This is a genomic window from Streptomyces montanus, from assembly GCF_005786655.1.
Classification (GTDB): domain Bacteria; phylum Actinomycetota; class Actinomycetes; order Streptomycetales; family Streptomycetaceae; genus Streptomyces; species Streptomyces sporangiiformans.
On the sequence record NZ_VBZC01000012.1, the window covers coordinates 1 to 25,955 of the forward strand.

The 25,955-nt window shown below is 68.4% G+C and carries 21 protein-coding genes; 4 read left to right on the top strand and 17 right to left on the bottom strand.

What is annotated here, in order from left to right; genetic code table 11:
* Positions 1 to 1,359: 1,359 nt before the first annotated feature.
* Positions 1,360 to 2,061, top strand: a complete 702-nt coding sequence (locus tag FE633_RS12725; RefSeq protein ID WP_212747210.1) for a cutinase family protein — start codon at positions 1,360 to 1,362, stop codon at positions 2,059 to 2,061.
* A gap of 183 nt (positions 2,062 to 2,244) precedes the next feature.
* Here FE633_RS12725 and FE633_RS12730 read toward each other — a convergent pair whose 3' ends face one another.
* The 11 genes from FE633_RS12730 to FE633_RS12775 all read right to left on the bottom strand — a co-directional run bounded on the left by FE633_RS12730 (position 2,245) and on the right by FE633_RS12775 (position 10,198).
* A complete protein-coding gene (locus FE633_RS12730; RefSeq protein WP_138045230.1) occupies positions 2,245 to 2,448 on the bottom strand; it encodes a cold-shock protein in 204 nt (67 codons plus the stop codon).
* Positions 2,449 to 2,640: 192 nt separating this feature from the next.
* On the bottom strand, positions 2,641 to 2,931 hold the full coding sequence (locus FE633_RS12735) for a hypothetical protein (RefSeq protein WP_138045231.1): 291 nt from the start codon (positions 2,929 to 2,931) through the stop codon (positions 2,641 to 2,643).
* A complete protein-coding gene (locus FE633_RS12740; protein WP_246113580.1) occupies positions 2,928 to 3,662 on the bottom strand; it encodes an HNH endonuclease family protein in 735 nt (244 codons plus the stop codon). Before FE633_RS12740 ends, FE633_RS12735 begins: the two co-directional genes overlap by 4 nt.
* 123 nt (positions 3,663 to 3,785) lie before the next feature.
* Positions 3,786 to 3,929 carry a hypothetical protein gene (locus FE633_RS47145; RefSeq protein ID WP_171059919.1) on the bottom strand — a complete coding sequence of 48 codons (144 nt, stop codon included), beginning with the start codon at positions 3,927 to 3,929 and terminating at the stop codon, positions 3,786 to 3,788.
* Between the two features lie 161 nt (positions 3,930 to 4,090).
* Positions 4,091 to 5,053: a coiled-coil domain-containing protein gene (locus FE633_RS48300; protein WP_246113581.1), complete on the bottom strand. Its 963-nt coding sequence runs from the start codon at positions 5,051 to 5,053 to the stop codon at positions 4,091 to 4,093.
* On the bottom strand, positions 5,050 to 5,589 hold the full coding sequence (locus FE633_RS12750) for a UbiA prenyltransferase family protein (protein WP_138045233.1): 540 nt from the start codon (positions 5,587 to 5,589) through the stop codon (positions 5,050 to 5,052). The genes FE633_RS48300 and FE633_RS12750 overlap by 4 nt, the downstream gene beginning before the upstream one ends.
* A 439-nt stretch (positions 5,590 to 6,028) precedes the next feature.
* Complete coding sequence (locus tag FE633_RS12755; RefSeq protein ID WP_138045234.1) at positions 6,029 to 6,646, bottom strand: hypothetical protein; 618 nt, start codon at positions 6,644 to 6,646, stop codon at positions 6,029 to 6,031.
* A 261-nt stretch (positions 6,647 to 6,907) separates the two neighbouring features.
* On the bottom strand, positions 6,908 to 7,270 hold the full coding sequence (locus FE633_RS12760) for a hypothetical protein (protein WP_138045235.1): 363 nt from the start codon (positions 7,268 to 7,270) through the stop codon (positions 6,908 to 6,910).
* Positions 7,271 to 7,287: 17 nt separating this feature from the next.
* Positions 7,288 to 7,689, bottom strand: a complete 402-nt coding sequence (locus FE633_RS12765; protein WP_138045236.1) for a DUF6009 family protein — start codon at positions 7,687 to 7,689, stop codon at positions 7,288 to 7,290.
* Positions 7,686 to 9,203: a DNA primase family protein gene (locus FE633_RS12770; RefSeq protein ID WP_138045237.1), complete on the bottom strand. Its 1,518-nt coding sequence runs from the start codon at positions 9,201 to 9,203 to the stop codon at positions 7,686 to 7,688. The genes FE633_RS12765 and FE633_RS12770 overlap by 4 nt, the downstream gene beginning before the upstream one ends.
* The gene (locus FE633_RS12775) at positions 9,200 to 10,198 is read right to left on the bottom strand and encodes a bifunctional DNA primase/polymerase (protein WP_246113582.1); all 999 of its coding nucleotides are present in this window, start codon (positions 10,196 to 10,198) and stop codon (positions 9,200 to 9,202) included. Before FE633_RS12775 ends, FE633_RS12770 begins: the two co-directional genes overlap by 4 nt.
* A 1,359-nt stretch (positions 10,199 to 11,557) precedes the next feature.
* Between FE633_RS12775 and FE633_RS49210 the strand changes: the two genes are divergently transcribed.
* Positions 11,558 to 11,686 (top strand): hypothetical protein, encoded by a 129-nt coding sequence (locus FE633_RS49210; RefSeq protein WP_281291176.1) that lies wholly within the window; start codon positions 11,558 to 11,560, stop codon positions 11,684 to 11,686.
* 24 nt (positions 11,687 to 11,710) lie between these two features.
* Here the strand turns inward: FE633_RS49210 and FE633_RS12780 are convergent, their stop codons facing one another.
* The 3 genes from FE633_RS12780 to FE633_RS12790 all read right to left on the bottom strand — a co-directional run bounded on the left by FE633_RS12780 (position 11,711) and on the right by FE633_RS12790 (position 16,510).
* Positions 11,711 to 13,789: a hypothetical protein gene (locus tag FE633_RS12780; protein ID WP_138045239.1), complete on the bottom strand. Its 2,079-nt coding sequence runs from the start codon at positions 13,787 to 13,789 to the stop codon at positions 11,711 to 11,713.
* A 37-nt stretch (positions 13,790 to 13,826) separates the two neighbouring features.
* The gene (locus FE633_RS12785; protein ID WP_138045240.1) at positions 13,827 to 15,653 is read right to left on the bottom strand and encodes a coiled-coil domain-containing protein; all 1,827 of its coding nucleotides are present in this window, start codon (positions 15,651 to 15,653) and stop codon (positions 13,827 to 13,829) included.
* Positions 15,654 to 15,805: 152 nt separating this feature from the next.
* Entirely contained in the window at positions 15,806 to 16,510 is a 705-nt protein-coding gene (locus FE633_RS12790; RefSeq protein ID WP_138045241.1) for a hypothetical protein, read from the bottom strand.
* Positions 16,511 to 16,550: 40 nt separating this feature from the next.
* Here FE633_RS12790 and FE633_RS47745 point away from each other — a divergent pair, with 40 nt between their 5' ends.
* Positions 16,551 to 16,691 carry a hypothetical protein gene (locus FE633_RS47745; protein ID WP_212747211.1) on the top strand — a complete coding sequence of 47 codons (141 nt, stop codon included), beginning with the start codon at positions 16,551 to 16,553 and terminating at the stop codon, positions 16,689 to 16,691.
* Here the strand turns inward: FE633_RS47745 and FE633_RS12795 are convergent.
* From FE633_RS12795 to FE633_RS12810, 3 genes are all read right to left on the bottom strand, one after another.
* Positions 16,688 to 17,584 (bottom strand): hypothetical protein, encoded by an 897-nt coding sequence (locus FE633_RS12795; protein WP_138045242.1) that lies wholly within the window; start codon positions 17,582 to 17,584, stop codon positions 16,688 to 16,690. The two genes, FE633_RS47745 and FE633_RS12795, sit on opposite strands and share 4 nt — an antisense overlap.
* A 419-nt stretch (positions 17,585 to 18,003) precedes the next feature.
* Complete coding sequence (locus FE633_RS12800) at positions 18,004 to 19,401, bottom strand: PIN domain-containing protein (RefSeq protein WP_246113583.1); 1,398 nt, start codon at positions 19,399 to 19,401, stop codon at positions 18,004 to 18,006.
* 83 nt (positions 19,402 to 19,484) lie between these two features.
* The gene (locus FE633_RS12810) at positions 19,485 to 20,846 is read right to left on the bottom strand and encodes a hypothetical protein (RefSeq protein WP_138045245.1); all 1,362 of its coding nucleotides are present in this window, start codon (positions 20,844 to 20,846) and stop codon (positions 19,485 to 19,487) included.
* A 498-nt stretch (positions 20,847 to 21,344) separates the two neighbouring features.
* On the opposite strand from FE633_RS12810, the gene FE633_RS12815 reads away from it, so the two are divergent.
* Positions 21,345 to 25,916 (top strand): hypothetical protein, encoded by a 4,572-nt coding sequence (locus FE633_RS12815; protein WP_138045246.1) that lies wholly within the window; start codon positions 21,345 to 21,347, stop codon positions 25,914 to 25,916.
* Positions 25,917 to 25,955 lie beyond the last annotated feature (39 nt).

The following is a 25,955-nucleotide window of genomic DNA, read 5'->3' on the forward strand; positions in this document are numbered from 1 at the left end:
GTGCCTCCGGCACGGAAAGCGTAAAAGCGCTGGTTTTGTTTTATGGGTGGGGAGTTGGGGTTTGAGTTGGGGGGTGAGTTGAGGGGGTGTCATGGGTGTTGTGCGGGGAAGGTTTTGGGGGAATCTCCGATTCCCTTGAAAGCGGGGGGGAATTGGATTGGTATTCCGTGTGAGATAAGTAAACCACGGAATACCGGGAAAGGAAAAGGGGGCCCCTCCGGGGCCCAACCCCCTTCCGGGGCGAGGGACGTTGGGTCAGTTCCTGAAGAGGGGGTGTGCCTGCCTCCGGCAGGACTGACATCCCTTCAGGGAGACAGACAGACCGAGGAGGAGACAGGAGCAGACATACCCCGGAAGACCGACCTGACAGGAACCCAGGTCCCGACACCAGACACGCCGGAGCAGGCCCGACCCTTGGACCGCCCACACGCGCTCGCGGTTGCGGTCGCTTCGCCCTCGGAGAGAGCCGCTCCTGTAAGTTCACGCCGCCGGAGCCGGCGCTGGATGAAAGCCAAGTACAGGCCTGAGGCAAGCCGCCTTCGCCGCACGCCGACGGCATGCGGATCTCCCCTGCTGTTGCGCTCGCGACAGGCGACCGAGCACACGTACCTCACCACCCAGTGGTTGGTCCCTCGTACAGCAGGTAACCACCGCTTGCCCCACCCATTGGTCTGCGTGGCCTATCACCGCGCGCGTGCCCGATTTGATCGACCTAACGTCCCAGGCAGGAAGTAACTTCTCAACCTCATCGAAAGGCGGATCATGCGCCGAAGATCGACCCTCCGTGCCAAAGCTCGATCACGCCCCACGGCCCGAATAGCATTGACCGCTGTCCTCGCAGTAGCCCTCTCACTGCTCTCGCCAGGCTCGGCATCCGCCCAAACTGAAGAGATCAGCATCAGCCCCGCGAGTGGCCCAGCTGGAACACGAGTGACCATATTCGGCACCGGATGGCAGGAACACGGCAGTCGCCGTTTGGACGTCCCTATCAACATGGGGCTGACACGGCTGGGCACAGCCTATCCAAACGTCGAAGGGACATTCACGACCACCGTGACGATCCCGGATTCCACACCGCCTGGCACCGTTAGTATCGATGCCATCCTCGGAAACGGAGGTGCTGTCAGCGCTTCGTTCACTGTTGCGCCGCAGGGCACGCCGCCCGGACCTCCCATCGACCCTCCCAGTACGGCAACACCGTGCACAAGCGTGGCGTTCATCGGAGTAAAGGGGGTCGGCAACGGCCTACCTTTCGGTCCGCCTCAAATCCCTCTCGGCCTACCTGGTCAAGGGGGAGCGTTCGACAACGCAATTGCACAACTACAATTGCGTGGAGCAGAGAACGTGAGTGTGCGGTACGTGAACTACACTCCAGCTGAAACGAGCGTTTTCGCCGACCCCTTGGTGGAAGAGGCAATTTCAGACGCTCAAAACAACAGGCCCCTCAGGAAGAGACTGCCGGATGAGCTGGTGGCAACCCAGAGAGAGGGTGTCCCCCGGGCAGTCGCAGAGATCTATAACCAGGCCATCCGGTGCCCCGAGCAGCGTTTCGTCCTCGCTGGCTACTCCCAGGGGGCGTGGGTGCTGGGCGATGCTTTGGCCGATTCGAGGCTGGAACCATTCTACGATCGGATCGACACGGTGCTGCTATTCGGTGATCCCATGTTCGACCCCAACTCGCCCGCAGCACAAAGGACATTGCCCGGCCAGACTGGGCCAGGGGCCGGCCCGAGGGACACCGTCGGCCTGGCAGCCTATGTGAACGGCCCTCGGGAAGATTACCTCCCCGAGGCACTGGAAAACCGATCGCAGTCCTACTGCTTCGGGAGTCCTGTCACCCCTGGCGGGAGCCCCGTGGACCCTGTTTGCGCAACTCCACCCGATCCTCGGAACGACGACGTGCTCAGCGGACCAGAATGGGCCGACTCCATGGAAAAGTGCAGCCCTGAGGGGCTGTTCGAACTCTTCGGCGCTGGGCTCACGTGCTCGCATGCGCACTACTCGGGTCAATACGCGACCGAGTTCATGACGCAGCAGTTGCTGGCCGGAGTGACGCCGTAGGGTCCGGGAACGCTTTCCTCAAAACCTCGTGAAGACACCTTGAGGAACGGCGGACGCAGTCCGGGCCTGGACGCAGTACCGGCAGGCCGGACATGCCCGTCGCGGGCCCGTCGGCGCAGGATGCATCAGGGCCCCGGAGCGCGTGCTCGTGCTCCGGGGCCTCGATGACGTCTAGGCCGAGAGTCAGGCGGGCGTGATGTTCTCCGCCTGCGGGCCCTTCTGGCCCTGCGTCACGTCGAAGGTCACGGCCTGGCCTTCCAGCAACTCGCGGAAGCCGGAGGCGTTGATGTTGGAGTAGTGCGCGAAGACGTCCGGGCCGCCGCCTTCCTGCTCGATGAAGCCGAAGCCCTTTTCCGAGTTGAACCACTTGACGGTTCCGCGTGCCATGCTCGTGCCTCTCAGTCGCTGTCGGGTCCGCACTGCGCGGACCCGGGGTGATCGCCCCGGGTCCGGCACTGCACAGCAAAGAGCCCACGCCGGAGCGCGGGCAGGTAATGCGAACCACGACATCTGACAGCGACGCTACACGGCGAGACCGGCCGCCACCAGAGAGCAACATCCATAGAGCAAGAGCCGCATTCAGTGCGGGGCTTCGGCTCCGCCTCCCTGCCGGACACGCTCGACAACGTCGGCGTGGAGCACGGCCAGTTGGCCGGGCGGCAGCGGGACGGGACTGCCGGTCAGGGTGTACCACTCCGCAGCACCGGTGTACTGGACCGTGACGGCGGCGCGCCCGCCGGGCAGCGCTGTGGTGGCGATAGTGAGGTCGCCGGTGATGACGCCGACTTCATCGGTCATCGCGCCCCCTCGGCCCGCGGTCACCTCGCTCTGCAGCCGCTCGGGCGCGGGCGTGGTGTCGTGGCCGGTCATGACGTGCAGGTATCCAGCATCTCGGTCAGCATGTCCTTCTCCGCTTCGGTGACCGTCAGCTCGTAGGTGTCCTTCACCGACGTCCAGGCCCGCCCGTAGGTGCACCAGTACGTCTTGGCCGGCGGCTGCCACTCATCCGGGCCCTGGTCGCCCTTGGACCGGTTGGAGGAGGCCGTGACCGCGAGCAGCTGCGGGTGGGTCAGGTCGTTGGCGAACGCCTTGCGTTCGTCGTCACCCCAGGTGTCGGCGCCGGAGCGCCAGGCGTTGGCCAGCGGCACCATGTGGTCGATGTCGAGCTCTGACGCGTCGCTGAGTGTCTTGTCGTCGTAGACGCTGACCCACTTGCCGGATACCGCACGGCATTCGTCGTCCCGCTTCACGCCGGTGCCGTCCCGCTCCAGCACCGTCTCCCGGGTATCGCAGTTCTCCCCCTGTGCTGACCAGTGGGAGAAGCGGTCACGGCTGTAGCCGGCCATCGAACCGTGAGCGGCCACCTTCAGCCCGGCCAGCTCAGTGCGCGCCGCCTCAGCGGTCGGCACGCCCGGCAGCGTCCCGTCACCCGGGCCCGCCGGGCCATCACCAGCAGGCGACCGCGACGCCCCCGAACTCGACTCCGACGCCTTGTCGTCGGGCGGCGCAACGGAAGTCCCCTCGTCCAACGCCGTGCACCCGGCCACCGCGACAACGGCCACGCCCGCCAGACACCGCCCCCACCACTGCTGACGCCCCATGACCTGCCACATCCCCTCACCCGACCGCCGTTCCCGCGCACCCTAGCCCCCACCAGACAGGACTACGGCGAGCTTCACCGGGCATCCCCCGAAAGCGTTCAGACAGCCACCGTCCTTTGCCTCTCACTCCAGCCCGAACTGGTTGGCGATGCCGGCACGCAGTTCCTCGGCCGCACCGCGCAGCACTTCCGCGTCCGCCTGGCGGCAGGCGGCAGGGAACTGGGCCGCGCCTACCTCACCGACGAAGCCGCAACACGCCTCGCCCACCGCCTCAACGGCCGGGAAGGCGTGACCTACCGGACCCTCGCCCTCGACGACACCTTCTGCAGCGGCGCCTTCTCCCTTTGAGAGCCCGTGAACACTCCGTCTGCGCCGCGGCATCCGGCGCATCGCTCCCCTCGGCCGGGCAGGTCGAAGGGAACACGTGCTCACCAACGGCGCAGGTCCTTGATCAGTCGGTCGTACCATTCCCGCCGGTGCCGGTCAGCGTCGGAGGGCTTGCTGCCGAGGGCGACTACTTGGTCGGTGACGTTGTAGGTGAGGCGGTACAGCAGGACCTGGGTGGCGGTCTCGAGCCACTTCTGTGTCCCGCTGGCCGGCGGTGCTGATCCGAGGACGGTGACGAACCAGGTGGGCAGCACGGCGCGGGCGCTGACGGCGTCGGCCAGCCGGTTGCTCAGCGCCGTGGTGAGTTGCCTCTCGGCCTTTGTGCCTGCGGACATCACCGACTGCTTGTCGGTGCGGGTTTTCGTATCGGCAGCCAGTGCGTCTTGTGCCTCCTTGGCGAGGAGGGTCTGCCGGTCCAGGCTTTCGCGAAGATTCTGCTCGCGTGCGAGTGCCTCGCGGAGTTTGTTGGCGGCCTGGGTGTGGGCGCTGGAACCGTAGCGGGTAGTGGCCATCGTGCCCACCGTGTCGATCACCGTGGTGCGGTGTTGCTGGTGCTGTTCGGCGGTCTCGCCCTGGTATCGGAGCCGATGCTGGAATGTGGAGCGCTCGTGGTCGCTGAGCAGTAGGCTGCGGGCCTGCCAGCCGCGCTCCATGCTGCGGGCGAGGCCGCGCTGGGCTGTGGTGAAGGTGTCCAGATCCGCGAGCTGGGCTCCGCCTGATGCCATGAGCTGGCCTTCCAGGAGCCGCACGTGCTGCACGAGCCGCTTCACGGCCTGGTCGGTCTCGGTGACGCTGTCGCGGAGCTCTTCGTCAAGTTCCTCGATCTTGCCCTCGCAGCTGCTGATGTCGCTGCGCAGGCTGCGTAGCTCGTGGTCCAGGTCCTCGGTGTAGCCGAACTTGTCACTCAGGCGCTGATGATCGCTCTCCAGGTCGTCGAGTCGGCTGTCCAAGTCCCGGATCCGCCGGTCGGCATCCCGCATCCGGCGGTCGGCGTCCTCGATCACTTCGCCCCCTGCTGCGTGGTGCCCTCCGAGGCCACGCCGATGGCCAACCAGGCGAGCAGGATGGCGGTGATCCACCAGGGGGAGAGCACTCCCAGCGTCACCAGCCCCACTAGCAGGCACAGCGCATGCAGACCGATCGCAACCGCGCGCTGCTTCCTGTGACGGACCGCGGTCACGGTGACCGACCAGCCCGCCAGCGTGGCGAGCAGATGCGGTATCAGCAGCACCAGCCACCAGATGGTGTGCCCAAGGACCACCATCGCCACCATGAGTGCCACGGCCACTGCGCTCTCACCGCGCCATGACCACTTCACGATCTGCTCGGTGCGTTCTCGTTGCGGTTCGGCCAGCCGGGCCGGAAGCGCCCGCTCAAACTCAAGCAACTGCGCGGCACACGCCACCAGTTCTCCGTACTGACTCTCGAACGACGCGGCATCCTCATCCGGGTCGAGTTGCTTGATACGTGCGTGCCGGTTACCGAGCTCCCTGAGCCTGGCCTGGTGCTGCTCGTGCAGCTCGCGTGCGGTAGTAGCCACCTTCTCCCCCTCGCTCTCGCGTGTGGCTACCCACCCACCTGCGTCTCTCAGACATGCCGCCACGACTGTGGCGTGATCGATGCGCCGGTGGCTCAGAGGAGGCGTAAGAGACTATGCGGCGAAATGCGGTGTAGAGGGTGCCGCTGCCCAGCGCCCGCCATTTGGCGTCGTTGTCGACGATGTTGAGTGACATGGCATGTGCACCCTGCGCAGCTCGGGCCAACCGCCCGCAAGGGGAAGTGGTGGCCACCAGCGGCAAGGTCGTGTTCACGCCCACCGCTGAAACCGCGTCCAAGCGCTACCCGGGCAGCGAGGTCCTGCGAGAAGGCGAAGAACGACGCGGCCACGGACGCCAAATAGGGGCGCCCTAAGGAGAGGCATCACACAGACGCGGCCCCTCGCGAGATGCGAGGGGCTGCGGTTGAGGGGGCGTGGAAGGTCAGCGGTGACCGCCATGGTGGTGGATCACTTCTTCTACAGCAACCGCGACGGCGGCGCCAGCCAGGAATATCCCAACCCCGATGGCCACGACGCCGATCACCGGAAGGACATTCTGCGATCCGTCGCCCCCCAGCCGTGTCAGGTCCTCACGCGCCTTCAGAAGGTCCTGCACGTACGCCGAGTTGTCCTGCCCAGCCGACCACTCTGCGGTCTCCTGGGCGGCGTACCGCAAAGCGTCCACGGTCAGCGTGGTCTTGAGCGCATCCTCGGTGATTCGCCGAATCGAGTCGCCGAAGCTCAGCCCGGTACGAACGACCTGCAGATGGGGCGCCAGGCTGCCCGCGCCGATAAGCGGCACGGTCGAGGTGACGAACGGGGGTCCCCACCAGCACGGGCCCAACAGGTAGTGGCTCAAGCTCAGCCACATCACCGATACGACATCGGCTACCTCGTCCTTGGAAAGCTCCTCGAAGCGTGCGGTCACCTGCTCCGTGGCCCACCGGATGTTGGGATCAATCTCTGCGGAGCGCTCGGCCTCCTTGATGACGATCTGACCGCTCAATACCGGATCTACCGAGAGCAGGAACGACCCGCTCCTCGCATGCGATGTGTCCATGTAGGACCCCCTCTGCTAGCGCCAAGCGACGGCAGTGCTCCAACCGTGGGCGCGGCACCCCCCACGCACAAGACGTAGGCCAAAAATAGCCAAAACTGCTGATAACGGTAGAACGCAGCAGTACTACGCAGCCGCACAACTCACACCTGTCAGCGGGGCCGGGGTCATCCGCTTGGGAAGCAGCTAGGTGTCAGGGAACTCGTTGTGCGGCGTGCTGGATGAAGTGGTCGAGGACGTCTCGTACGGCGGCCGCGCGGGCGCTCATCTCGGCCCGTCGGCGGCGCGATGCACGGTGTTGGCCTCTTCGAGGATCCGGCAGGCCTCGGCGACGAGCTCGGCGTCCCCGACCGAGAACAGCAGGCCGTTGACCGCCTGGCGGGCCACGCCGCGCAGGCGTTGCCCTTCAAGCCGTGCGGCCTTGTGCTCGGGGCCGTCGGGCTGTTCGTGTTTGCGCCACCACCAGTCCTGCTGGGCACGTAGGAACTCGGTGATGGCTGCGGTGTAGGCCAGCACGGCTGCTCGGCGCTCGGCGCGGTTGCCCGCGTGGCGTTGTAGGAGGTAGCCCAGGCAGCCGCCGAGCAGGGTGCCAGCGACCGCGATGAGGCTGGTCAGGACTTGAGTCATCGCGGTCGGCGCGGGAGTTACAGCGGGAGTTGTATGCCGAGTTCCTGCATGGCGAGGGAGGGTGGGCCGCCTTCGGAGCGTTCGGTCTTGTAGCCCTTGACGCGGGGTTCGAGGGTGCGCGGGTCGACGGCTTCGGCGGGGGCGCTCTTGGCGTAAAGGCCGTCGGGCTCGGTGTCGCGGTCGTGGGGTAGGAGCCAGAAGACGCGGCGGCGGAACGTGCCAGAAGCGCGGGAGGCTTTGGCCTTGGTGTCGAGGAGGGCGTAGCCGACCATGCGGCCGGGCCGGTGGTAGGCGGGGCGGCCCTTGCGGGTCGGCAGCCGGTCCAGGCTCTGGCGGACGTAGTCGAGGTCGTCGATGTCCTCCAGCCACACGATGTCGGCTTCGCGGCTGATCTCGTCCGCATCGATCAGGGAACTCATGCGCTGGCTTCCCTCTCCTCGTCGGTGAGCAGTCCGATGCCCGGGTAGTACTTGCGCTGGTTGGAAAGGATCATCCCCTTGGGCGAGGCCAGCCCGACCAGTTCCCGGGTGCGGGAGGCGAACGCGCGTGAGGACATGACCAGTGCGCCTTCATTGTGGCACCAGGTGGTGTAGGCGGCGTAGAGCGCCGTCTGCTCGGCACGCAGGTCGGGGCCCAGCTGGCAGCACTCCTCGTAGAACCGGCCGGTGTGGTCCTCGGTCTCCGCGTACGCGGTCGTGGCGATCCGCACGCGCTCGGGTCCGGTGAGGTCGCGGTCGCCGCCGAGGTAGCGGCGGGCGCCGTCGATGAGCCAGCCGAGGATGCCGGGGCCCTCCTCCATGACGAGGATGTCCGCCAGATTGTCGATCTTGCGGTCGTCGGGGACGACGCGCTCGAACGGGATCAGGCGCATGCGGCGCCAGAAGGCGAACCCCCCGGTGCCGACTTCTGGGCGGTGGTTGCCCAGCAGCCATAGTTTGTGGGTGGGTTCGAAGCTGAAGGGGTCCTGCCTCATGCGGCGCGCCTTGATGCGGTCGCCGCCGGTCAGCAGTTTGACCCTCGCTTCGTCAAACTTGTCGCCGGGCTTGATCTCCGAGCAGACGTAGACGCGCCGGCCGTGGAGTTCGGCGAGGTCGGTGGGGTGGCCTTCGAACGGCTTGGCCATCAGAAAGCCGGGGGGAGCCGCGTCCGCGTAGTCGCCGAGCAGCTTCATCATGACGTCCAGGAGGACGGACTTGCCGTTCTTGCCCGTTCCCCAGAGGAAGGGGAGGATCTGGGCTCCGACGTCGCCGGTGATCGAGTACCCGAGTAGCAATTGCAGGTAGTCGATCATTTCCAGGCCTTCGGCGTCGTCGCCGAAGGTGTCGGTCAGGAAGCGCAGCCAGCGCGGGATGGGCGTCGGTTGGGGGCCGACGGTGGTGGAGCGGGAGTGGAAGTCCTTGTTCGGGTCGGGGGCCGTCAGCAGCCCGGTGCGTAGGTCGACGACGCCCTGGGGGGTGCACAGGGCGTAGGGGTCGGCGTCCAGGCGGTCGGCGTTGAGCACCATGCCGGGCGCGGACCTGGCTTGGGCGAGCATGGCGTTGATGCCGGAGGTCGACATGGCGCGGGTGCGGTGCTTGTGCAGGGCGGTGGTGGTGAACAGGCCCCGTGGATCGTGGGTGGCGATGTTTTCTGTGAGGTCGCCGGCGGCCCACAGGACGGTGTCGTCCTCGTCGATCTGCCAGCGGGTGGTGTCCCACCGGTACCAGCCGATCTTGGGGACGTGCCGGTAGTCGTTGGCGTAGAGCTTGACGAACAGCTTGGCATTGCCCCGGTCCGTCAGCGTGTCCGGTAGGAGACCGTTGGCGGTTGCTTCGCCAGCGGGCCGCTCGGCGGCGGCCTGGGCAGGCAGTTGCGCAGTGGCCTGGTTACGGATCTGGGCGGCCACAGCTTCGGCGTCAAACTCGAAGAGGGGCACGTTGCCGGAGGACGTCACGGGCGCCTCCCCGTGGCATGAAGGGGCTTTTTCAGGCCTGCGGCGAGGCCGCTGCGGATGATCTGCTCGATGCGCAGCTCCTGACCCGGACGGGCCGCGGCCGCGGTGTCCTTGAGCGCCTGCTCGGCTTCCTGCCGGGAAAGGCGACCGGCGGCGATGAGGCCGCCGAGGGTGAAGGCGGCCCGGTTGAGGGCGTCGGAGAAGCCCGCGCCCTGAGCGACTTGACCGCAGGCCTCGACCGGGGCCAGGACCGCGGCGAGGGTGCGCTCGGCTGGGCCGCGGCCGCCGGCCGCGAGGACCGCCTGCTGGGCGCGCGGTGGGACGGGGCGCGGAGCGGGAACGGTGGGCGCGGGCAGGTGCCCGGTGCGGTCGAGTTCCTGGGCAAGCCACAGGGGAAGAGCCGCGGGCTCGCGGACCTCGCCGAGAGGGGTGTAAGCGCCGTGGCGGGTGGTGGTGCCGGGGGCGATGATGTAGCTGCCGTGGGCGCGGATGTCGACCTGCCAGGCCAGGGCGCGGCCGGGGCTGGAGCCGGCGGAGGACTTCCATTGGCGGTTGCCGGTGGCCCGGTACCAGACGTGGAGGCCCCCGGAGGGGGTGCATACGCGCAGGGTAGTGGTGTCGTCGGCGGGGCTCTGCTGGCCGCGGAGGGCGGCGAGGACGGCGAGGGTGTGGAAGCCGTTGGCGAGGCCGGCGAGGTCGACGTGGTCGCCGATGGGGATGCCGGGCAGGATCCGGTCACGCGCGGGGGGCTCGGTGCCATGAGCGTCGATGTCGATGACCACTAGGCCGGCCGGGCCGCAGGAGACGCCGATGCCGAACTCCGGGTGCTGCCCCCACCACTGCTGGATGCGGTCCTGGTTGAGGGTGGCCGCGTGGAAGCTGTGGCACCAGCGGCCTGCGCGGAGGCAGGGGCAGTTGGTTGTTGCGTGGGCGCTGGTGCGGCACTCGCTGCAGTTCGCGGCTGGTGTCTTCCGGCCTGGGGCGAGAGGGTGCACGGGCCAGCCTCGGCGGGCGCACACCTGTGCGGTGGCAAGGGACGGAGCGACTGAAGAAGCGGGGTTGACAGGGTCCCTTGAGTCGCTGCGGGAAAACTGCAGCTCAGCAGGCATCTGCACCCCCTATCAGCGACCGAAGCGACTCAACGACGGACACAGACTAGCGAACGGGGCCGGTGGGGTCGTGGAGCACATGCGGAACAACGGTGACGCCGTGTCGATGATGCGACCGGCGAGCAGCCGTCCAGCGACGGAGCGGAGGGCACAGCGACCCATGACCGTTCGGTCGCTCCTGGCTGGCAACGGCAAACAGCCAGGTCAGACGACGTAAGGAGCCTGAACAGCGACTGAAGCGACTGAAGCTCTCTGTATATAACGCACACGCGCACACTCTGTGGAGCTCATATATGCCAAGTCCGAGTCGCTTGAGTCGCTTTCAACCTGAGGAGAACGCGCTGACCTGCAGCTCTACCGGCTTCGCCGGGGAGCGACCGAAGAGTCGCCCGGTCGCTGGCTGTTCAGTCGCTGCCCTATGCCGAATACAGCGACCCAAGCGACTGAAGCGACTGAGCCTCAGGCAATCGGGAACGGCGGGAGCTGGAGGGCAGGGCCGTTGTCACATTCCTCCGATTCACTGGACAGCAACACAGTGAAAGGGCAGGGATGTTGCACCTGGTGTACGAGGACCCTCGTAGTTGGCTGCGGCACTACATCAAGAAGCGACCGGTCCCCGACCGGGCCGTGAAGGGCACGGGTTTCATCTATGTCCTCGCGATCACCGGTGCGGTGTCCTACGTGAAGGTGGGCGCCACCGCAGGACCACGTGCCCGCTTCGAAGCCCTGCGTAGTGAGGCACACCGTGTCGGGTCAACCGTGTCCCGGGCCTGGCTCTCGCCTGCACACCCGGAGTATCAGGCCAGCGAGTCACGCACCCTTGCGGCCTGCCGCGCGTTGTCTCCCTCGTCGACGCCTCGCAGCGAGTACTTCCCCGAGCTCGACTTCGTGAGCGCACGGCGCGAGGCCGTGAAAGCGGTCCTCGGGGTACGAGATCAGCCGCGGGTGTCCGTCACGACGCTCGCCGCCGGCCTACATGAACCAGTCCCCTCCGCCGTCCAGCGGCGCCTGGCCCCGAGCGTCTACGACATCCATCGTCGGCGGCAGTCTTACTTTGCCCAGGGCAGCCGTCGATCGCGCTTCGGGCAGCGGAAGGCCAGCCCGCCGGAACGCTCCGGTATGCCCCCCTTCCGCAAAGCCCTCGAGGAGCTTGCCCAGCCCCGTGCCGCGGTCATCGATCTATCGTGTCGCCGCCAGATGCACACTGCCGTACGACTTTCAGAGAGCCGAACGTAGGGTCTGGGCATGGTGACGCGACTGGGCAGGCTGGAGAGCCTGCTGGGCGGGCGGCTCGACGAGATCGACTACGGCGCGCTGCATGGGCGATCGTCACGCTCTGGTGACTGGGTCACTCTCCACTCGAACGCCGCCTGAGTCTCGGGCGCAGATCGTCGCTGTTCATTTGCGTGAGTAGGCCGAGGGCGTTGTTCGATTGCCGGCGACGATACCGACGACGACCGCACGGTCTGTCGTGGCCCCCTTGGGCCGGTGGATCGTGGTCCACGCGACCTCGTCGACACGCAGATTGCCCTGGGTGTCGTCCTTGGGTGTGAGATCGAGGACGAGGAGTTGCCCGAACGGGGCGTTGGTGTTGCTGTACTCGGCAGCCTGGGTGAGGTAGCGGCTCTCGAGGTACGCAGGGTGGTTGTCGGTGGCGTCCTGTTTGATCTCGGTCAGGTAGCGCAGGGCGCCGAAGTGCGTCATGACGTCCGCGCGGCCCATGCCTACGTCGTCGGGCTCGACGAGAACGACGTTGTGCAGGGGGCCCTTCTGGAGCCACTGGTGGAAGTCGCGTTGCAGGTCAGCCTCGACGGGCTTGCGCTCCCCCTCAGGTTTGCGCCGGTAGTCGAATGGAGGCGGCTCGCCCTTCTTCGTCGTGCCGAGGAGGTTCGTGCGTGTGATGTCGGAGCGGCTCTTGAGGAAGAGGAGCGTCTGCTCGACCAAAACGGAGAACGTCAGTTTGATCTCCCCCGTGTAGGAGGGATGCGTGGACAGTTCGGCTGTGAGTTCGTCGAGCTTGGGCACGATGAGCGGGTCGGTGGCTTTGAGACGGGCGACGTCGCTGTCATAGGCGAGGCCCTCGATGAGGCGCAGCTGTTGGTCGTCCAGTGCGTTGCCGATGCTGCGGGCTTGATCTCTCAGCTGGTGCAGCAGGGTTGGTGCCAGTCGCTGCAGGCGGGCGATCGCCGCCCCGCCAGGGTCGTCGTCGTCGGTCCCGCTTGCGGTTGCCGAAGGGGCGGCGGCTGTGTTCGTTTCGCGCTGGGTGGCGGTTTCGACGGCCTGGAGCAAGGCGTTGGCGGTGGCGATGTCGAAGCCGCGGGCGGCGTGCTGGCCGGTCTCCTGAGTTGCGCGGCGTAGTTGTGCCAGGAAGGCCTGTTGGCGCAGGAAGCGGTCTTCGATCGCGGGCTGGACCAAGTGGGCCAGGCCATGACTCGTGTCGCCGGCCACGGGGCAGACCGTGCGGGCGGCGTTGTAGGCGCTGAGGACGGTGTCCAGGGCCTGCCAGGCGTGCATCCAGGCGTCTTCCTGGAGGGCTGTAGCGGCGGCCCGCAGCTGGAGGATGAGGTGATGCCAGGCAATCTCTGCTGAGCGGCGTGGCTGGAGCCAGTCTGGTTGGTGCGTGCGGTGGAGCCAGGCCTCGCGCTGGTCGAGGGCGTCGGCGATCTGGTCCGCGGCGCGGACGATGGCTGCGGCATCGTTTCGGCCGAATGCGAGGATGGCGTCGCAGACAGCGGCGAAGGTACGCGCATCGTCGCGGGCTTCCTCGGCGTGAGCCGCAGTCTCGAACTGCTTGCGGGCCTGCACGAGGTGAGTAGTGACGGAGCCCATGTCCTGGGAGGACAGTGCACGGCGCAGCAGGTCGCAGCCGAGCTCGAACATGGCGTCCACGTCGGCTGCTTCGTCGTGGGTGAGCTGCTGGAGCAGCGCGCGCACGGTGTCGGCGATGGTGTCCTCGTCTGCCCATCGGTCGAGGGTGAGCCCCAACAGGCGTGGCAGACGCTCGAGGAAGTCCTCAGGGCCGTCGCTCGGGACGTCTTCGAGGGCCTGCCAGACCTTGAAGGGGGTGACGGCATCGGCGACGGCCAGGCGGACGGCGCCTTCGAGGCGGGCAGCGGCCAGTAGCGGTGCGCGTTCGATGTGTGCGAGCAGGCCGTCCAGCAGGGCTGTGGTCAGGGACTTGCCCAGTGCCTTGGCGGCTGCGGGGCTGTGCAGCAGGGCGTCCAGAGACGCGGTGAGGTGCAGGACGCTGGGCTGTGAGGCCAGTCCCTGGGGGAATGCGGTGGCGGCGGGCTGCCATTGCGTGTCGCTGCGGTTGTATGCGTCGGCGACGGCTTCGGCCAGGTAGGGGGCGAAGGGGCTGGCGGCGACGTCGATTGCTTGGCTGGCCACCGTGTCGGGGGTGAGGCCGATGGCAGTAAAGGTGATGGCCTGTCCGTCTGCGGCCAGTTCGGTGAGCCGGTCGGCGAGTTGCGGCACGACAGCCGTCCTTTCCTGCCCGATGTTGAGCGTGGAGTCACCACAGGGAGGCGCCGGCCTCGGCCTGTCGGATGGTGTCTGCGGGCAGCGTGGCGCGGGCGAGATCGAAGTCCGCGGTGGTGATGACCACCTGCAGGTCGCTCTCAGCGGCAACGGTGGCCAGTTCCGTGAAGAGCTTACGGGCGTCGGCGGACTGCATTTCCTCGGACTTGGGGCTGTCGATGAGGAGAAGTCCTGGGTGGGTGGACACGCCGTAACGGCGGCCGACACGCAGCAGGGCGATGACGACCGCGATGCGCAGTCGCAGTCGCGCGCCCGCTGTCTGGTCCTTGAACCATTCCTGCTTGCTGCCCAGGGGGTAGATCTTCAAGCGGGCGCTGCGGTCGATGGACACCGACTCCAGGGAAGGTACGCCGAACAGGGTCGCCAGCTCGGCGATCTCCTTGTTGACCTCCTCGAACAGCGCCTCGGCGGCCGATTTGCTGTCTTTCTCCAGCAGGTCGGCGGCGGCTGCGAGGATCTTGATGGTCTTTGCTTCGGTCGCGTCAGTGGCCGGTTCATCCGGTTCACGGAACACGCTGAGCGCGCCTTCCAGCCGCAGCACGTTCTCCTGGGCGGCAAGACGCGCGGGCAGGTCGGCGGCGGACTGGGCGCGCCGCAGCTGTGCCTGAGCGGTCTCCATCTGGCGGGTCAAGCGGTCGACGGCGGCCTCGGCCTGTTCCAAAGCCTCTTTCGCGGCTGCTTCGACGGTGGTGCTCGTCTTCAACCGCTCCTGGGCCTCGGCGGTGACTTCCTGCGGATTCTCGTCGTCTCCCGTCACCTCTCGTGCGCAGACCGCACAGGTGCGGGCGTGCTGCTCTTGTTGGCGCCGTACGTCGTCGATGTCCTGGTCGCAGCGAGGGCAGCTGGCCGGGTTCAGACCATGGAAGAGCAAACGTGCGGTTGCGCTTTCGGCGACGTCGTTGAGGAGCTTGGCAGCGTGCTGACGCTCGGTGCGGGCCCGGCGGAAAACCCGGGAGGCCTCGTCCCATTCGTCTTGTGCGTCGGCAAGGGCCCGGGCGAGTTGCACAGCTTCGTTGGCCAAGTCGACCAGCGAAGCATCGTCTTCGTCCCCCGGCAGCAGACGTGCCAGGCGTTCACGGGCCTGGGCGAGGTCCGCTGCGAGACGTTCGCGCTCGGCGGCGCGTTCCTCCGCTTCGGCGGCCGCAGCTGTGCGGCGTGCTTTGTCTTCGGCGACCCGCACGTCGTGGACGGTTTTGACGCGAGTGAGGGCGGCCGCGGCAGGCAGGTCGAGGAATACCTGCAGCAGCCGGCCTGGCAGTCCGTTGGAGGTGACCTCGCCCAGCAGGGCCTTGTCGCCGCCGGCCGGAAGATAGACCGCTCCGAAGTAGGCGGGCCAACCGTGGGTTTGGGTGCTGGTTTCCTTGAAGCTGTTGACGAGCGGCTGGAGGTCCATCCGGCCCAGCATCAGTCCGGCGATCTGCTCCGCGTAGCTGTCGGTGCTGGAAGCCCGCAGCAGCGCAGTGATGCCCAGGCCCGGGTCAGGGGACCGTACGTCGGTCAGCGTGGCGATGTCGCCGCCGGTCAGGACGACGGCTGACGTGATCTCACCGTCCGTGAGGTCGAGGCGGAACGCCATGGGTTCGCCTGCAACGGTTGCGTCCAGGTCCACCTGGTGCAGCCAGCCGCGGACACGGCTTTGCATCTCACTGCGGGGCGTGCCGCGAAGACACCACGTCAGCAATTCCAGAACGGACGTCTTGCCCCGAAAGTTCGAGGCAACAAGTGCCGTCAGCCCAGCAGAGAACGGCAGTGGGGTGTTGAAGGGGCCCGGTTCGACGTCACCGGTGCGCTCACCGGCCACCCGCAGCCGGTGCACGTGCAGGGACCTTTGCCGCGCCGGAGAGATGACCAGCGGCAGCCCGTACTCGGTGAACACGTCACGGACGCTGTCGACCGTCACGCCCGCCTTGTCCGCGACGCGTGCCTCCAGCAGAGCCTCTGCCTTCACTGTGCTCATGCTCCCCCCGCTCCCTGTTCCTGCAACTGCTGCCGGAAGGCCGCCAGCCGCCGGCGTGCCTGCTCACTGATCGCTCCGATCCGGCTCCCCCGCGGCGTTTCGGCGTACTCACGCGTCAGGTACTGCTGCTTTTTGAGTTCACTGCCGCTCTTCTCCCCCGCGAGCCGCATCACCAGTTCGACGCGCTGCACGTAGTAGTCGAATGCCGGCGCCTGGCGGATGATCTCCCGGGCGACGTGACGGCCGTGTTCCAGCAGGAAGTAGTCGTGCTGGCGCACCCGGTTGACTGTTCCTCGACGTCTGCGGACCAGCAGCCCGGCACTGCGCAGCACCGCCAGAGCATCGTCGAGCCACTCGTAGGCGCCGAAGTGATGGCGCAGCATCGGATAGCGCCGCACCTCAGGCTCCTCGGAATCCAAGATGCGGCCCGCGATGTCCAGCAGCGCCTCTTCGCGGTCGGCCTCGTACTCGGTCAGCAGCTCGTTGGCCAGGTAGTCCGGATTACGCAGCCAGAAGTCCAGCTTCTGCAGCTTGACCTGCGTCCGCATGACACCCAACGCTGGCACGAGCGCGGGCACGGCTTTCTCCGCCTCGGTCAGCGGCTCGCACGCCCCGTCGATCAGCAGCAGCAGACGCACCGCGTCCTGCTCTCGGCTGGTCACCGGATCAACCGACTCCCGGCTCGCCCCCTCGTGATCCATCGCGACAGCGTAACCATCCGCACATGAACCTGACCATGGGGTGACCAGCCGAATGTACGCACCTACACATACCGGGCTCAAGGTGAAGCCGGAGATGGTCGCCACCGACAACGCCTCGTACTCCAACAGTACCGGCGTCAGCCGGCACGGCATGAAGCGCTGCCTGCCGGGGCTCTTCTAGTCCAGTACCGAGAAGTCGAGCCCGACGACAACATCGTTCAGGACATCGTCGTCGCGGCTGGCGGCGTGACGGAGCAGGTCGTTGAAGAAGTCGTAGTCGAGCAGCTCGTTGTGGTCGTGGATGGGATCAGGCAGGGTGATGCGCTCCGGCCGGTACCCAGGGTCGTCCCACTCTGCCTCTTCGAGACGGGCCAGCCACAACCGCTCAAGTTGCAGACCGAGTTCGTAAACCTGAGTTTTTGAAAGGCCTCCGCGGTGGGCGGCCTCGCCGACGCTGAGCTCACCGCCCTCCTCCAGGACCTGGCACAGCAGCTGTCGGGCGGCCAAGGCGGCCCGGCGCATCTGGTCGGCGATCTTGTTGACGCTCTCGGCGGTGCCCCGGCGGTCGTCCTCGTCGAGCTCGCTGCCGTACATGCGCTCCAGGGTGGAGCAGTGAACGACAGTCTGGGTGCGGGTGCGATCGACGTACTGCTGCTCGGCGCGCTCCATCGCCTGCAGGACACGGCGGATCCGGTCCTCGTGCCGGCGCTTGATGTCTTCAAGGGCGGCCCGGTCGAACCGGGCGGTTGTCTCGGCGTCGTCGATCAGCTGATGGTGCTTGACGCAGAGCAGGACGAGGTTGTCGATGTGCCGCCGCTGGTTGTTGGTCATCGCCGGATCGAAGCGGGGCCCGCCCTTCTCCGCGGCACGGATGTGGGCGATCTCGCCGAAGTAGCCGCCGCTCTCGGGGGCCAGTACCTCCCGGCAGTCCGCAAAGGCGCATTCGTTCCCGCTCAGCAGAAACAGCCTGCGCTGGACCCGCGGCGTGATGTCCAGCCGCTGAACCGGTGTGTCTGGGTCGTCGTGCGGGTCGGCTGGGCGGGTATTTACACGGCCCCCACCGTTCTGCGACATGGGACGGTCGCCTCTCGTTTGTGAGGACAGTCGTGAAAAGCGAGGGCAGCGTGAGCGCCTGTGGTTGGGCACGCACCGAGCCGCCAGCGGCTCCCGCCAGCCCGCTGGTCCCGCCCTGCCTCATACCGCGCGGGCGAGGCCGAACACGGGGACGGGGACGGAGGTGGGCCCCGAAGGCGATGGTCCTTCGGGTCCCACAGCTCCGGTCAGCGGCGATGCTCGAACCAGATGACACTCCGTCTGCTCGTGCCCGGCCCGCCCCTTGAAGAACCAGCGGGTGCCAGGCGGGTAAGGCTGCACGGTCTGCATGCCGGAATCGTCCCAAGGTGTCGACGCCCCCGGAGGTCGTTTCCGACAACCGAGCCTGCCTTGACGCTACGACTCAGCCGGCGGCCGGTCTGGCCCGTCAGACCGAGCCGTTACGCGTCCTCCACCGGGGACGTGTTCCGGTAGTACTGCCAGGCGGTGAGCGACTGAAGCAGCAGCTCCAAGACGGACCCTTGAGACCGCCAGCCCGTCGCGGTGGCGGGGCCCTCGTCCCCCGCGAGGTGCAGGCGCGGCGAGGGGAACTCGGGGAGCGTCGCCAATTCCTCCGCGGAGATACTCGTCGGCGATTGGCTACGCAGGACAGTGAGCTGTGCCTCCCTGTTGGAAGGGCTCATCAACAGCCGGGTTTCCCAGGCGCAACCCGCCATCGCGGCCCGCAAGCCTGACAGCATGACCAAACCGCCCACCAGCCAGCTCGCGGTAGCGGTGCACCACACGTGCTCGCCAATCCGGTATGTACTCACATCACCGACACCAGCGAACCTGACGGTCGGCGGCTGGAGCCAGCCCACGGCCCGCTGCCGGCCTCCGCCCACGGTCACGCCGTCACTGCTCACCAGCGCCCGTACCGATACCTCGAACGTCGCAGGCTCGACGATCTGGGGAATCACCCGCTTGTCGATGTCGAACTTCCACTTGGCCCAGGCCTCTTGGGCAATCGCTTCCGTTGCAGGCTCTCCGGCCAGTTGCGCCCGGATCGCGTCCTCGTCGATGTCCGTGGACTCGGTGAACCGGGACACGACCTCAGCCAGGGAGGTGTAGTGCACGAACCGATCCTCGACGCCCTGCAAGTCCGTACTCATGGGCGGCTGGTACGAGGTGCCGTCGCCGAAGTCATCCGTGTTCTTGCTGACGAAGTACACCGTCTCGTCCGGGTGTTCGCGCGCGTACTCCACGGCGCTCAGCCAGATGGTGGCGTCACGTGACCCGGTCTTGACCGGCTTCGTGGACCCCTTGACTTCCAGTCGTTTGCATGGCGGGAGGACGTTCGCCTCCCGGAAAGCAGCCTCTCGCAGCGCGGACTCGCTGAGCGGCAGCACGTCAACAACGGCGGCGTAAGCGTCCCTCCAGTGCTGCCTCAGCCGCTCCGGCTCGTAATCCGGCAGCCGCGTCGCCAGGGGCCATGGCGTGTTCTGCCGTAGCGCTTGGAGAGCCGAATAAGCAGCGTCGAACTTCTCCCGGTGCCTCAGCGCCCTTTGCGCCGCAAGCTCCTCCATCACCATCCACGGCACGGCGACCCCCTCCACCCCAGCCGCCCGGATGGTCTTCAAGAGGTCCGTGCTCGCGTTGTCCGGCGTGACACCCCACAAGATGTTCGTATCCAAGATGATCAAGGCAGATGGCCCCGTCTCTCCAGTGCTCCAACGTGAGCACACAGCCTCCCAAGCCGAGAACTCACCCGCAGGTGAATTCCGATCACCAGCCCTGTCTGCTGGGACTGCCACCACGCCGGGGCGCTGGGTATGCGTGACCCGCAGCGGCGGCTCCATCCACGATCTGCGCTCCTACAACCTCAATGACCAGACACGCTCCCTGAAGATCAACCGCAACGACTGCGGCTGACCGGGTGCCGTCAGTCGGCGCGGGCGGCCAGTAACTGGGCCCGGGTGTAGGTGGTCGTGCCGTCCCTAGGGGTGTCACGCAGCAGTTCGAACAGGCCGCGTGGGGCTGCAGGGTCCTGTGGGTGGGCCGCGGGGGCGGAGATGTCGTCGAGGAGGACGTCGACGAGGCGGGCGAGGGTTTGGCAGCCGTTGCCCGAGTAGCCGAAGCCAACTCCCCAGCCTTCCCGCTCGGGCGCGAACCACAGGGTGTCGTCCTGGGTGCGGATCCAGCACGTGCTGCTGCTGAGGATGAGGGCGGCGAGCTGCGAGCGGGTGGGCAGGCGCTGCAGGGCATAGGTGAAGAGGTTCGCGTTGCGCGTGCGCGGGGCGCGGTGCAGTACGGGGATGCCGGCGACGGGGTCGTGGAGGAGGACGTCTGTGTCGGTGTCGCGGCCGTTGTCCAGCAGGACTTTCTCCAGGACGGTGGGGGGATGGCCGGAAGCGGCGGGGACCAGGCGCTGGGCCCACTCCTGGGCGGTGGTGCAGGAGCTTGGATACACGCTGGTCACGGCGCCGGTGTGCCAGTCCTGGCCGCCGTCCCAGCGCTGGGCGAAGTCCGCGACTCGGTGCGCGAGGACGTCGCGGCGTTCGGTGATGGTCAGCCAGCCGGCGCGGCGGACCATCTCCGGCGGCTCTTGCGGGGCGGGCCGGGTGAAGGGTGCTGGCACGGCGCCGAGGGCAAGGTGGGCACCATCACCGCCGTCGGCCGCGTTCTTGCGCAGCTCGGCGATGTTGCGGGTGGCCGAGGCGTGGCCGCGGCGGCGGACTTCCCGGGCGAGGTACCAGCACAGCTCGGCGGCCGGTGACCCGTCCGGCTCGTCGGCGGCGAGCTCTACGAGCGCCGTGACCGGGGTGACGATGTCGCGTGCGGGCACAACCGCCGGTGGTGTACCCGGGCGCCAGGCGGCGATCGCGTCGCGGTCGCGCAGCGTGTGAAACCAGTACGGCGCTGGCTGCCCGAGCGCGGCCGCCAGCTGGGCCCAGGTCGTCTCGTACTGCTTGCCGGACCCGTCGACGTCGTAAGCGAGGAGCTTGGGCACATACGGCTGTGTCACCTGTGTGCCGGTCTGCGCCACTACCACGCATGCGTACCTGTCAGCGAGACGCTCACCGTGACGTCGACCCAGGGCGCGGATGACCGCCCCGGGGCTGGCGTTGCCGTCGATAAGTGAGTGCACTAAGCCGACGCCGCCCCGGCCGGTCTCCCACCGCAGCACCGCGTAGCCGTCGACGAACTCCGCCCTGTCAAAGACGCTTTCCCCGACCGCCGCGTGCCGGAGCCATTGCCCCACGCCGTCGTTGTCGCCGTCCGGTGTGCTCCGTGTGAACCTCATACGGTCCCCTCCCCAGGATGGTCGGCACGGCCCACCCGGGCCGGGTCACACCCCCGGGATCGCGCGCCGACTTCACCCTGCCCATCCTCGCGGGCCGGCACCCGCGGCCCATTCGAGATCGCTCTCAACTACGAAGCCCACGACCCTGGCTGACGCATACGGCGAACGCCTACTGATCACCGCCGCCAACGCCCCCCACCCATCACGAGCGATTCCTTTGGGAAGGTGGAGTTCGACTACGAGAACCCCATGGTGCCCGGCGTCGATCACCCCGGCCCCGATCACGTCACTCGCAATCGGCTTCGGTCGGAACGAACCCCACCAGCGTCCCGGACCGGCATCAGCCCACGTCAGGGCAGACACGAAAGTACTTCGGCGCACGCCACGGCATTTACCACGCCCCCGGCGCACACCTAAGGTGCGTTGAGTCGCCGACCCTGCAGTTCGGCCACGAGGGATCGTGCCTGCCTGTCAGTGGTGCGTGTCAGGATCGTCCGCATGACCGTCACGCTGCCTCCGAAGCCCAACTCCCTGGTGCCGTACGTCGATTGGGTCCTCGCTCACGATGCGGGCGCCGAGCCGGCCGCGCGCGAGTTGATGGAGGCGGTCGAGTCGGGCCTGTTCCGGGCGTACGAGAAGCCGGGCCGGTTTCTGGACGACATGACCTGGCAGGCACGGCGCTTGCCCCCGGCACACCTGCCGCCGTTCTGGGACTCCGTCGCCCACCGCATGAGCCTTTCGTTCCCCAAGCAGGCGAGCCGCGCCTACGCCCTCGCCCGGAAGGCTGAGCAGGACCACGCGCTGCCCGTGGACACGGACCGGCACCGGGAGAACGTGCTGCTGTTCGCGCGGGCCGGTGCGTTGCCCGCCAAGGAGTTGACGTCGCAGCAGCGCCGGCTGGCGGCGACGCTGCCGCCGGAGCGGGCGCACCAGGAGATCGTACGGCTGCTGGAGGCCTGGGCGGCCTCCCCCGGTGACCTCCCCGCCGACCTGGCCAAGCTGATCCGTGCTTCCGCCCGGGCTGCCGGGCTGGGCACGGACGAGGAGGCCCGGTTGCTGGGCGTGGCGCTGCGCGGGGCACGCGGCAAGGCGGTGCCGAATGCCCTGCTGGACGCGGCGGCGGTCGTACTGGCCCAGCACCCGCAGGGTGACGCCGTGAACGCGGTGCTGCTGGACCTGTTCCCGCCGACGCGGGCGGACGCCGCCCCCTGGGTGCGTCTGCTGCGGGGCTCCGGAGCGGCCGAGTCGGTGGCGGCGGGGCGCGCCACCCCGGAGGGCGGGCTGCCCACCTGGCTGAGCCGGTTCGCCCGGGAGTACGCGTACCTCCAGGTTCCGTACGGCGGTGTCTCCCGTCAGCCCATGCCGCCCGAGCTGTTCGAGCTGCTGGCGCTGTTCGCCCCGCGCCTGCGCGCGGCGGGCGAGCCGGTGCGGCTGCACGAGACCAAGTGGGCGCACCACACCGACATTGACGCGGATTTGCTGGACGCCTGCCTGGCCGAGGGCATCGAGGTGTACGACCCGGGCGAGACGGTCCTGCTGCAGTTCTGGGGCGACCGCTCGCGCCGCGATCTGAAGGCGGTCGCCGCGCATCCGGTCTTCGGCCGCCGCTTGGAGGGCACGGTCCACGAGGGCCTGCACAGCCGTGAATGGGGCGGAGGCGGAGGCGGTACGGCGATCACCCGGCTGCCGGGCAACGAGGGCATCGCGGCCGAGGTCCTGACCCGGATCAACGGCCTGCTCGACGCCCTGCGCGGCGGCGGGCTCGGCGCCGCGCACGAGGCGGTCGACGAGCTGACCACTCTCCTGGACCGCCCTACCGCCACCGCGCTGGACGGCATCGAGGAGGCCCTCGCCTCCCTCGACCTGACCGGCCCGCTGCTGCGCGCCCTGCGCGCCGGGCTGCCGGAGGAACTGGGCTGGCCTGCGCTGGAGGAGGCCCTCACCGAACTGCCTCTCGCCGAGATCACGGCCGTGACCTGCACCTGGCCCGTGCTCACGCTCTACTCCCGCGACCGGGCCATCGCCGTCGACCACGCCGGCCGCCGCACCTCCTGCACCTTCCGCGTCCCGGACGACGCGACCCTGCACACCGTGCACTACGTGGGCGGGAAGTTCCTGGTCGGCTGGACGACGGACGCGAACCCCTACTGCAGCGACACCGCCTTCTGGGCGGACGCCCCCGACGAGGTCTTCCATCCGCAGAACGCCAGCGGCATGGTGCCGTACGGCGGATCCATCGACGGCGCCCTCGGCTTCCAGTTCGAGACCTCCGACGGCGACGGCCGGCACGACGGCAAGCGGGTGCTGCGCCCCGGCGGCCGCGAGGGCATCGACGCCCACGAACTGCAGATGTCGGACGGCAAGCGGGTGTGGAGCGCGGAGGTGTACGGGGACAGCTGGGCCCGCGTCGACCCGCTGACCGGCGCCCGCACCGACGACACCGCCCTGCCGGACTTCCCCGGCACGGGCGACCTGCCCCCGGGCACAGCGGTCTTCACGGACACCCTCTCCCTGGCACCCATGCCGCCGGGCGCCCCCGAGTCCCCGCTGGGACAGGCCGGTTCCCTGGTCGGTTTCCGGGTGCTGTGCCGCACGAAGTACCGGAACAACGCACCCGACCGCTTCGTCCTGGAGGGAATCGACGGGCGCGAGGGGACCTACCAGGTCTCCCGGCAGGGCCAGGACCCGTGGGGCATACTGCGGCTGCCCCAGGGCGGCGAGGACGGCGTGCTCGCGGAGCAGATCAACGTCCGATGCGTCGCAGTCGAAGACGGTTCGCTGCTGTGGGAGGTCCGCGGGTTCCCGGACCCCAAGCACCCGTGGCACAGGCCGTCGGCCGCCGCCGGCCCCTTGCCGTTCCCCCCGCCCGCGTACTGGCACTTCCTCGTCCCCCGGGACCCGGCGGCCTCGGCCGCGCTGCGTGCGGTCGGCGACGAGACCGTACGCAGTCTCCTCGACTCCCCTGCCGGCCTCACCGACGTGCTGCCCGCGGTGATACCGGAGTTGACCAGTCCCCACATCCGTGAGGGCGTGCGGCGCGCGGTCCGCCTGGCCGCCGACGTGCGGCGCCGCCGCGAGGAGCTCTCCCGGCGCGTCGGCGTCATGCGGTCCGGACCCGCGGTCACGCTGAAGAACCCCGTACCGGACACGGAGCTGACCACCGCGCTGCGCGGCCTGCGGGACGAACCTGTTCACTACAAGGCTCCCAGGCCCCAGCCGCAGCCCGCCATGCTCACCGCCCTGGCCGCTGACGGCCGCCATCTGCGTGGCGAGATCGACGACGAGACCCGCCGTCTCGCGCCTCCGGCCCGGCCCGTCGACTGGACCGTGCTGCTCGGCTCGATCGAGGCGGTGGCCTGGCGAGCGCTCATGTCCACGACCGCCGATTCCGAACGGGCCTGTCTGCTGGCCCTGCTGGAGACCTGGCGCGAACAGCCCTTCGCGGAGCGCGGCAGCAGTTGGCGCACGGGGCAGGCACCGGCGTCCTCGCTCGCCGCGCACCGGGCGGAGGGATGGGTGATCGCATCCGGTCCACCGGACGACCCGGGTGTCAAGGGTGATGCCGGGGAGCGCTTCGTGCAGCGGGCCGCCGATCCGGCATGCGCGGAGGCCACCGGGTGCACGACCGTCACACTCACCCGTGACGACTGCGCCCGTCTCGGCCGACTGCTCGAACTCCTCGCGGCACGGGGCCCCTTGCCCCTCTCCCCTGCCGCGGTGGAGGCGTTCTCCCGCCGTACGGGAGTCCGGCGGGCCATCGCCGCCCTCGCGCTGGGCGGCCTGCCCTACGGCGCCGGGAAGGAGTACGACAAACTGCTGCGGTCGGCGCCGTACAACGCGAGCCAGAGCCTGGCCTGGGCATACGGCGAATACCGGCTCGGGTCCTCCGGCAGACTGGCCGTCCTCGCGGCGGGCCTGCCCGACGACCCGGCCGAACTGCCCGGCCTCTGGACGGAGGACGGCATGGTCGCCGCCGCCGAGCGCATGGCGGACGCCTGGACCGGGCGCGTCGGGCGGACCCCCTACGTCGACGAGGACCTCGCCGATGGCCTGGAGACCGACCTCGCCATCACCGGCGACTGGGCCCACCGCCTCGCGACGGGCGAGGCGATCCCCGCCCAGGACAAGGACTTCGCGCTGGTCGAGGGCAGCGTTTCGGGCCACTTCTCCCTGCGCCGCGACGAGTCCGACGGCACGACCGGCTCCTGGATCAACCCCGACGACCTGCCGCACGTAGTCCCGGCGACGGCCCTGGCCTGGGCGCTCACCGAACGCCCCGTGGGCGACCCGTCCATCGCCTGGACCACCGGCCTCTACGGAGAACTCCGCACTCTGTTGGACTCCCCCACCTACCTCGTCCCCCTGGCCCTCCGCCCGGACCTGGCTGCGTCCGTGGCGACGGACCCGTCCTTCAAGCCGTACGAAGGCCGGTTCCACCTGCGCAGCAGGCCCTACCAACCGGGCGGCCCCACGCTCCCGTCGGCGTACGACAACGGCAGCCTCGTCGTCACCGTCCCGAACGGCAACGTCTTCCTCCGCGCTTCCGTCCCGGACGCAACGCAGCTCTACACCCCGGACGGCGGCCTGGCCCGCATGATTGAGCGCGCCGCCACCACCCCGGTGCCGCCCGGTTCGTACGAAGCCAATCCCCTCCTCAGCGTCCCGTCCCTGGTCGGCGAGGTCGCCACCACCCTCTCCCTCGACGAGGACGCCGCGGCCCTCCATCTCCAGCTCCTCACCCTCGCCCACCCCACAGACCGCAACATCCGCCGCTGGAACGCCTGGTCTCCGGCCCGCCACAAGGCCGCGCAGTCCGCCCTCGCCGCCACCGGCCTCACCGAGACCGCCAAACGCCCCCGCGCGGGCCGCACCGCCTTCGTCCCTGGCCCCTGGACCGACCTCAAGGCCCCGCACCTCCCCCTGGAGACGGCCAAACTCACCCCGTACGGCGCCCCCAACTCCAACGGCACGCACGTATACGGCCCGTTCTGCCGCCTGATCTCCCCGCTCCCGCTGCACGAGCAGTTCGCCCAGGCTTGGGCAAGGTCGCCGTCCCGGCGAGGAGGGTGATCGCGGTGCCCGGCGGCACTGACCGCAACGGCTGGAGAC

What these genes read in the sequence shown, in the direction of transcription:
- FE633_RS12730 (WP_138045230.1), bottom strand. Translation starts at nt 2,448, where the DNA reads ATGGCACGCGGAACCGTCAAGTGGTTCAACTCGGAAAAGGGCTTCGGC.
- FE633_RS12735 (WP_138045231.1), bottom strand. Translation starts at nt 2,931, where the DNA reads ATGACCGGCCACGACACCACGCCCGCGCCCGAGCGGCTGCAGAGCGAG.
- FE633_RS12740 (WP_246113580.1), bottom strand. Translation starts at nt 3,662, where the DNA reads ATGGGGCGTCAGCAGTGGTGGGGGCGGTGTCTGGCGGGCGTGGCCGTT.
- FE633_RS12755 (WP_138045234.1), bottom strand. Translation starts at nt 6,646, where the DNA reads ATGGACACATCGCATGCGAGGAGCGGGTCGTTCCTGCTCTCGGTAGAT.
- FE633_RS12760 (WP_138045235.1), bottom strand. Translation starts at nt 7,270, where the DNA reads ATGACTCAAGTCCTGACCAGCCTCATCGCGGTCGCTGGCACCCTGCTC.
- FE633_RS12765 (WP_138045236.1), bottom strand. Translation starts at nt 7,689, where the DNA reads ATGAGTTCCCTGATCGATGCGGACGAGATCAGCCGCGAAGCCGACATC.
- FE633_RS49210 (WP_281291176.1), top strand. Translation starts at nt 11,558, where the DNA reads ATGGTGACGCGACTGGGCAGGCTGGAGAGCCTGCTGGGCGGGCGGCTC.
- FE633_RS12790 (WP_138045241.1), bottom strand. Translation starts at nt 16,510, where the DNA reads ATGGATCACGAGGGGGCGAGCCGGGAGTCGGTTGATCCGGTGACCAGC.
- FE633_RS12795 (WP_138045242.1), bottom strand. Translation starts at nt 17,584, where the DNA reads ATGTCGCAGAACGGTGGGGGCCGTGTAAATACCCGCCCAGCCGACCCG.
- FE633_RS12800 (WP_246113583.1), bottom strand. Translation starts at nt 19,401, where the DNA reads ATGGAGCCGCCGCTGCGGGTCACGCATACCCAGCGCCCCGGCGTGGTG.
- FE633_RS12810 (WP_138045245.1), bottom strand. Translation starts at nt 20,846, where the DNA reads ATGAGGTTCACACGGAGCACACCGGACGGCGACAACGACGGCGTGGGG.
- FE633_RS12815 (WP_138045246.1), top strand. Translation starts at nt 21,345, where the DNA reads ATGACCGTCACGCTGCCTCCGAAGCCCAACTCCCTGGTGCCGTACGTC.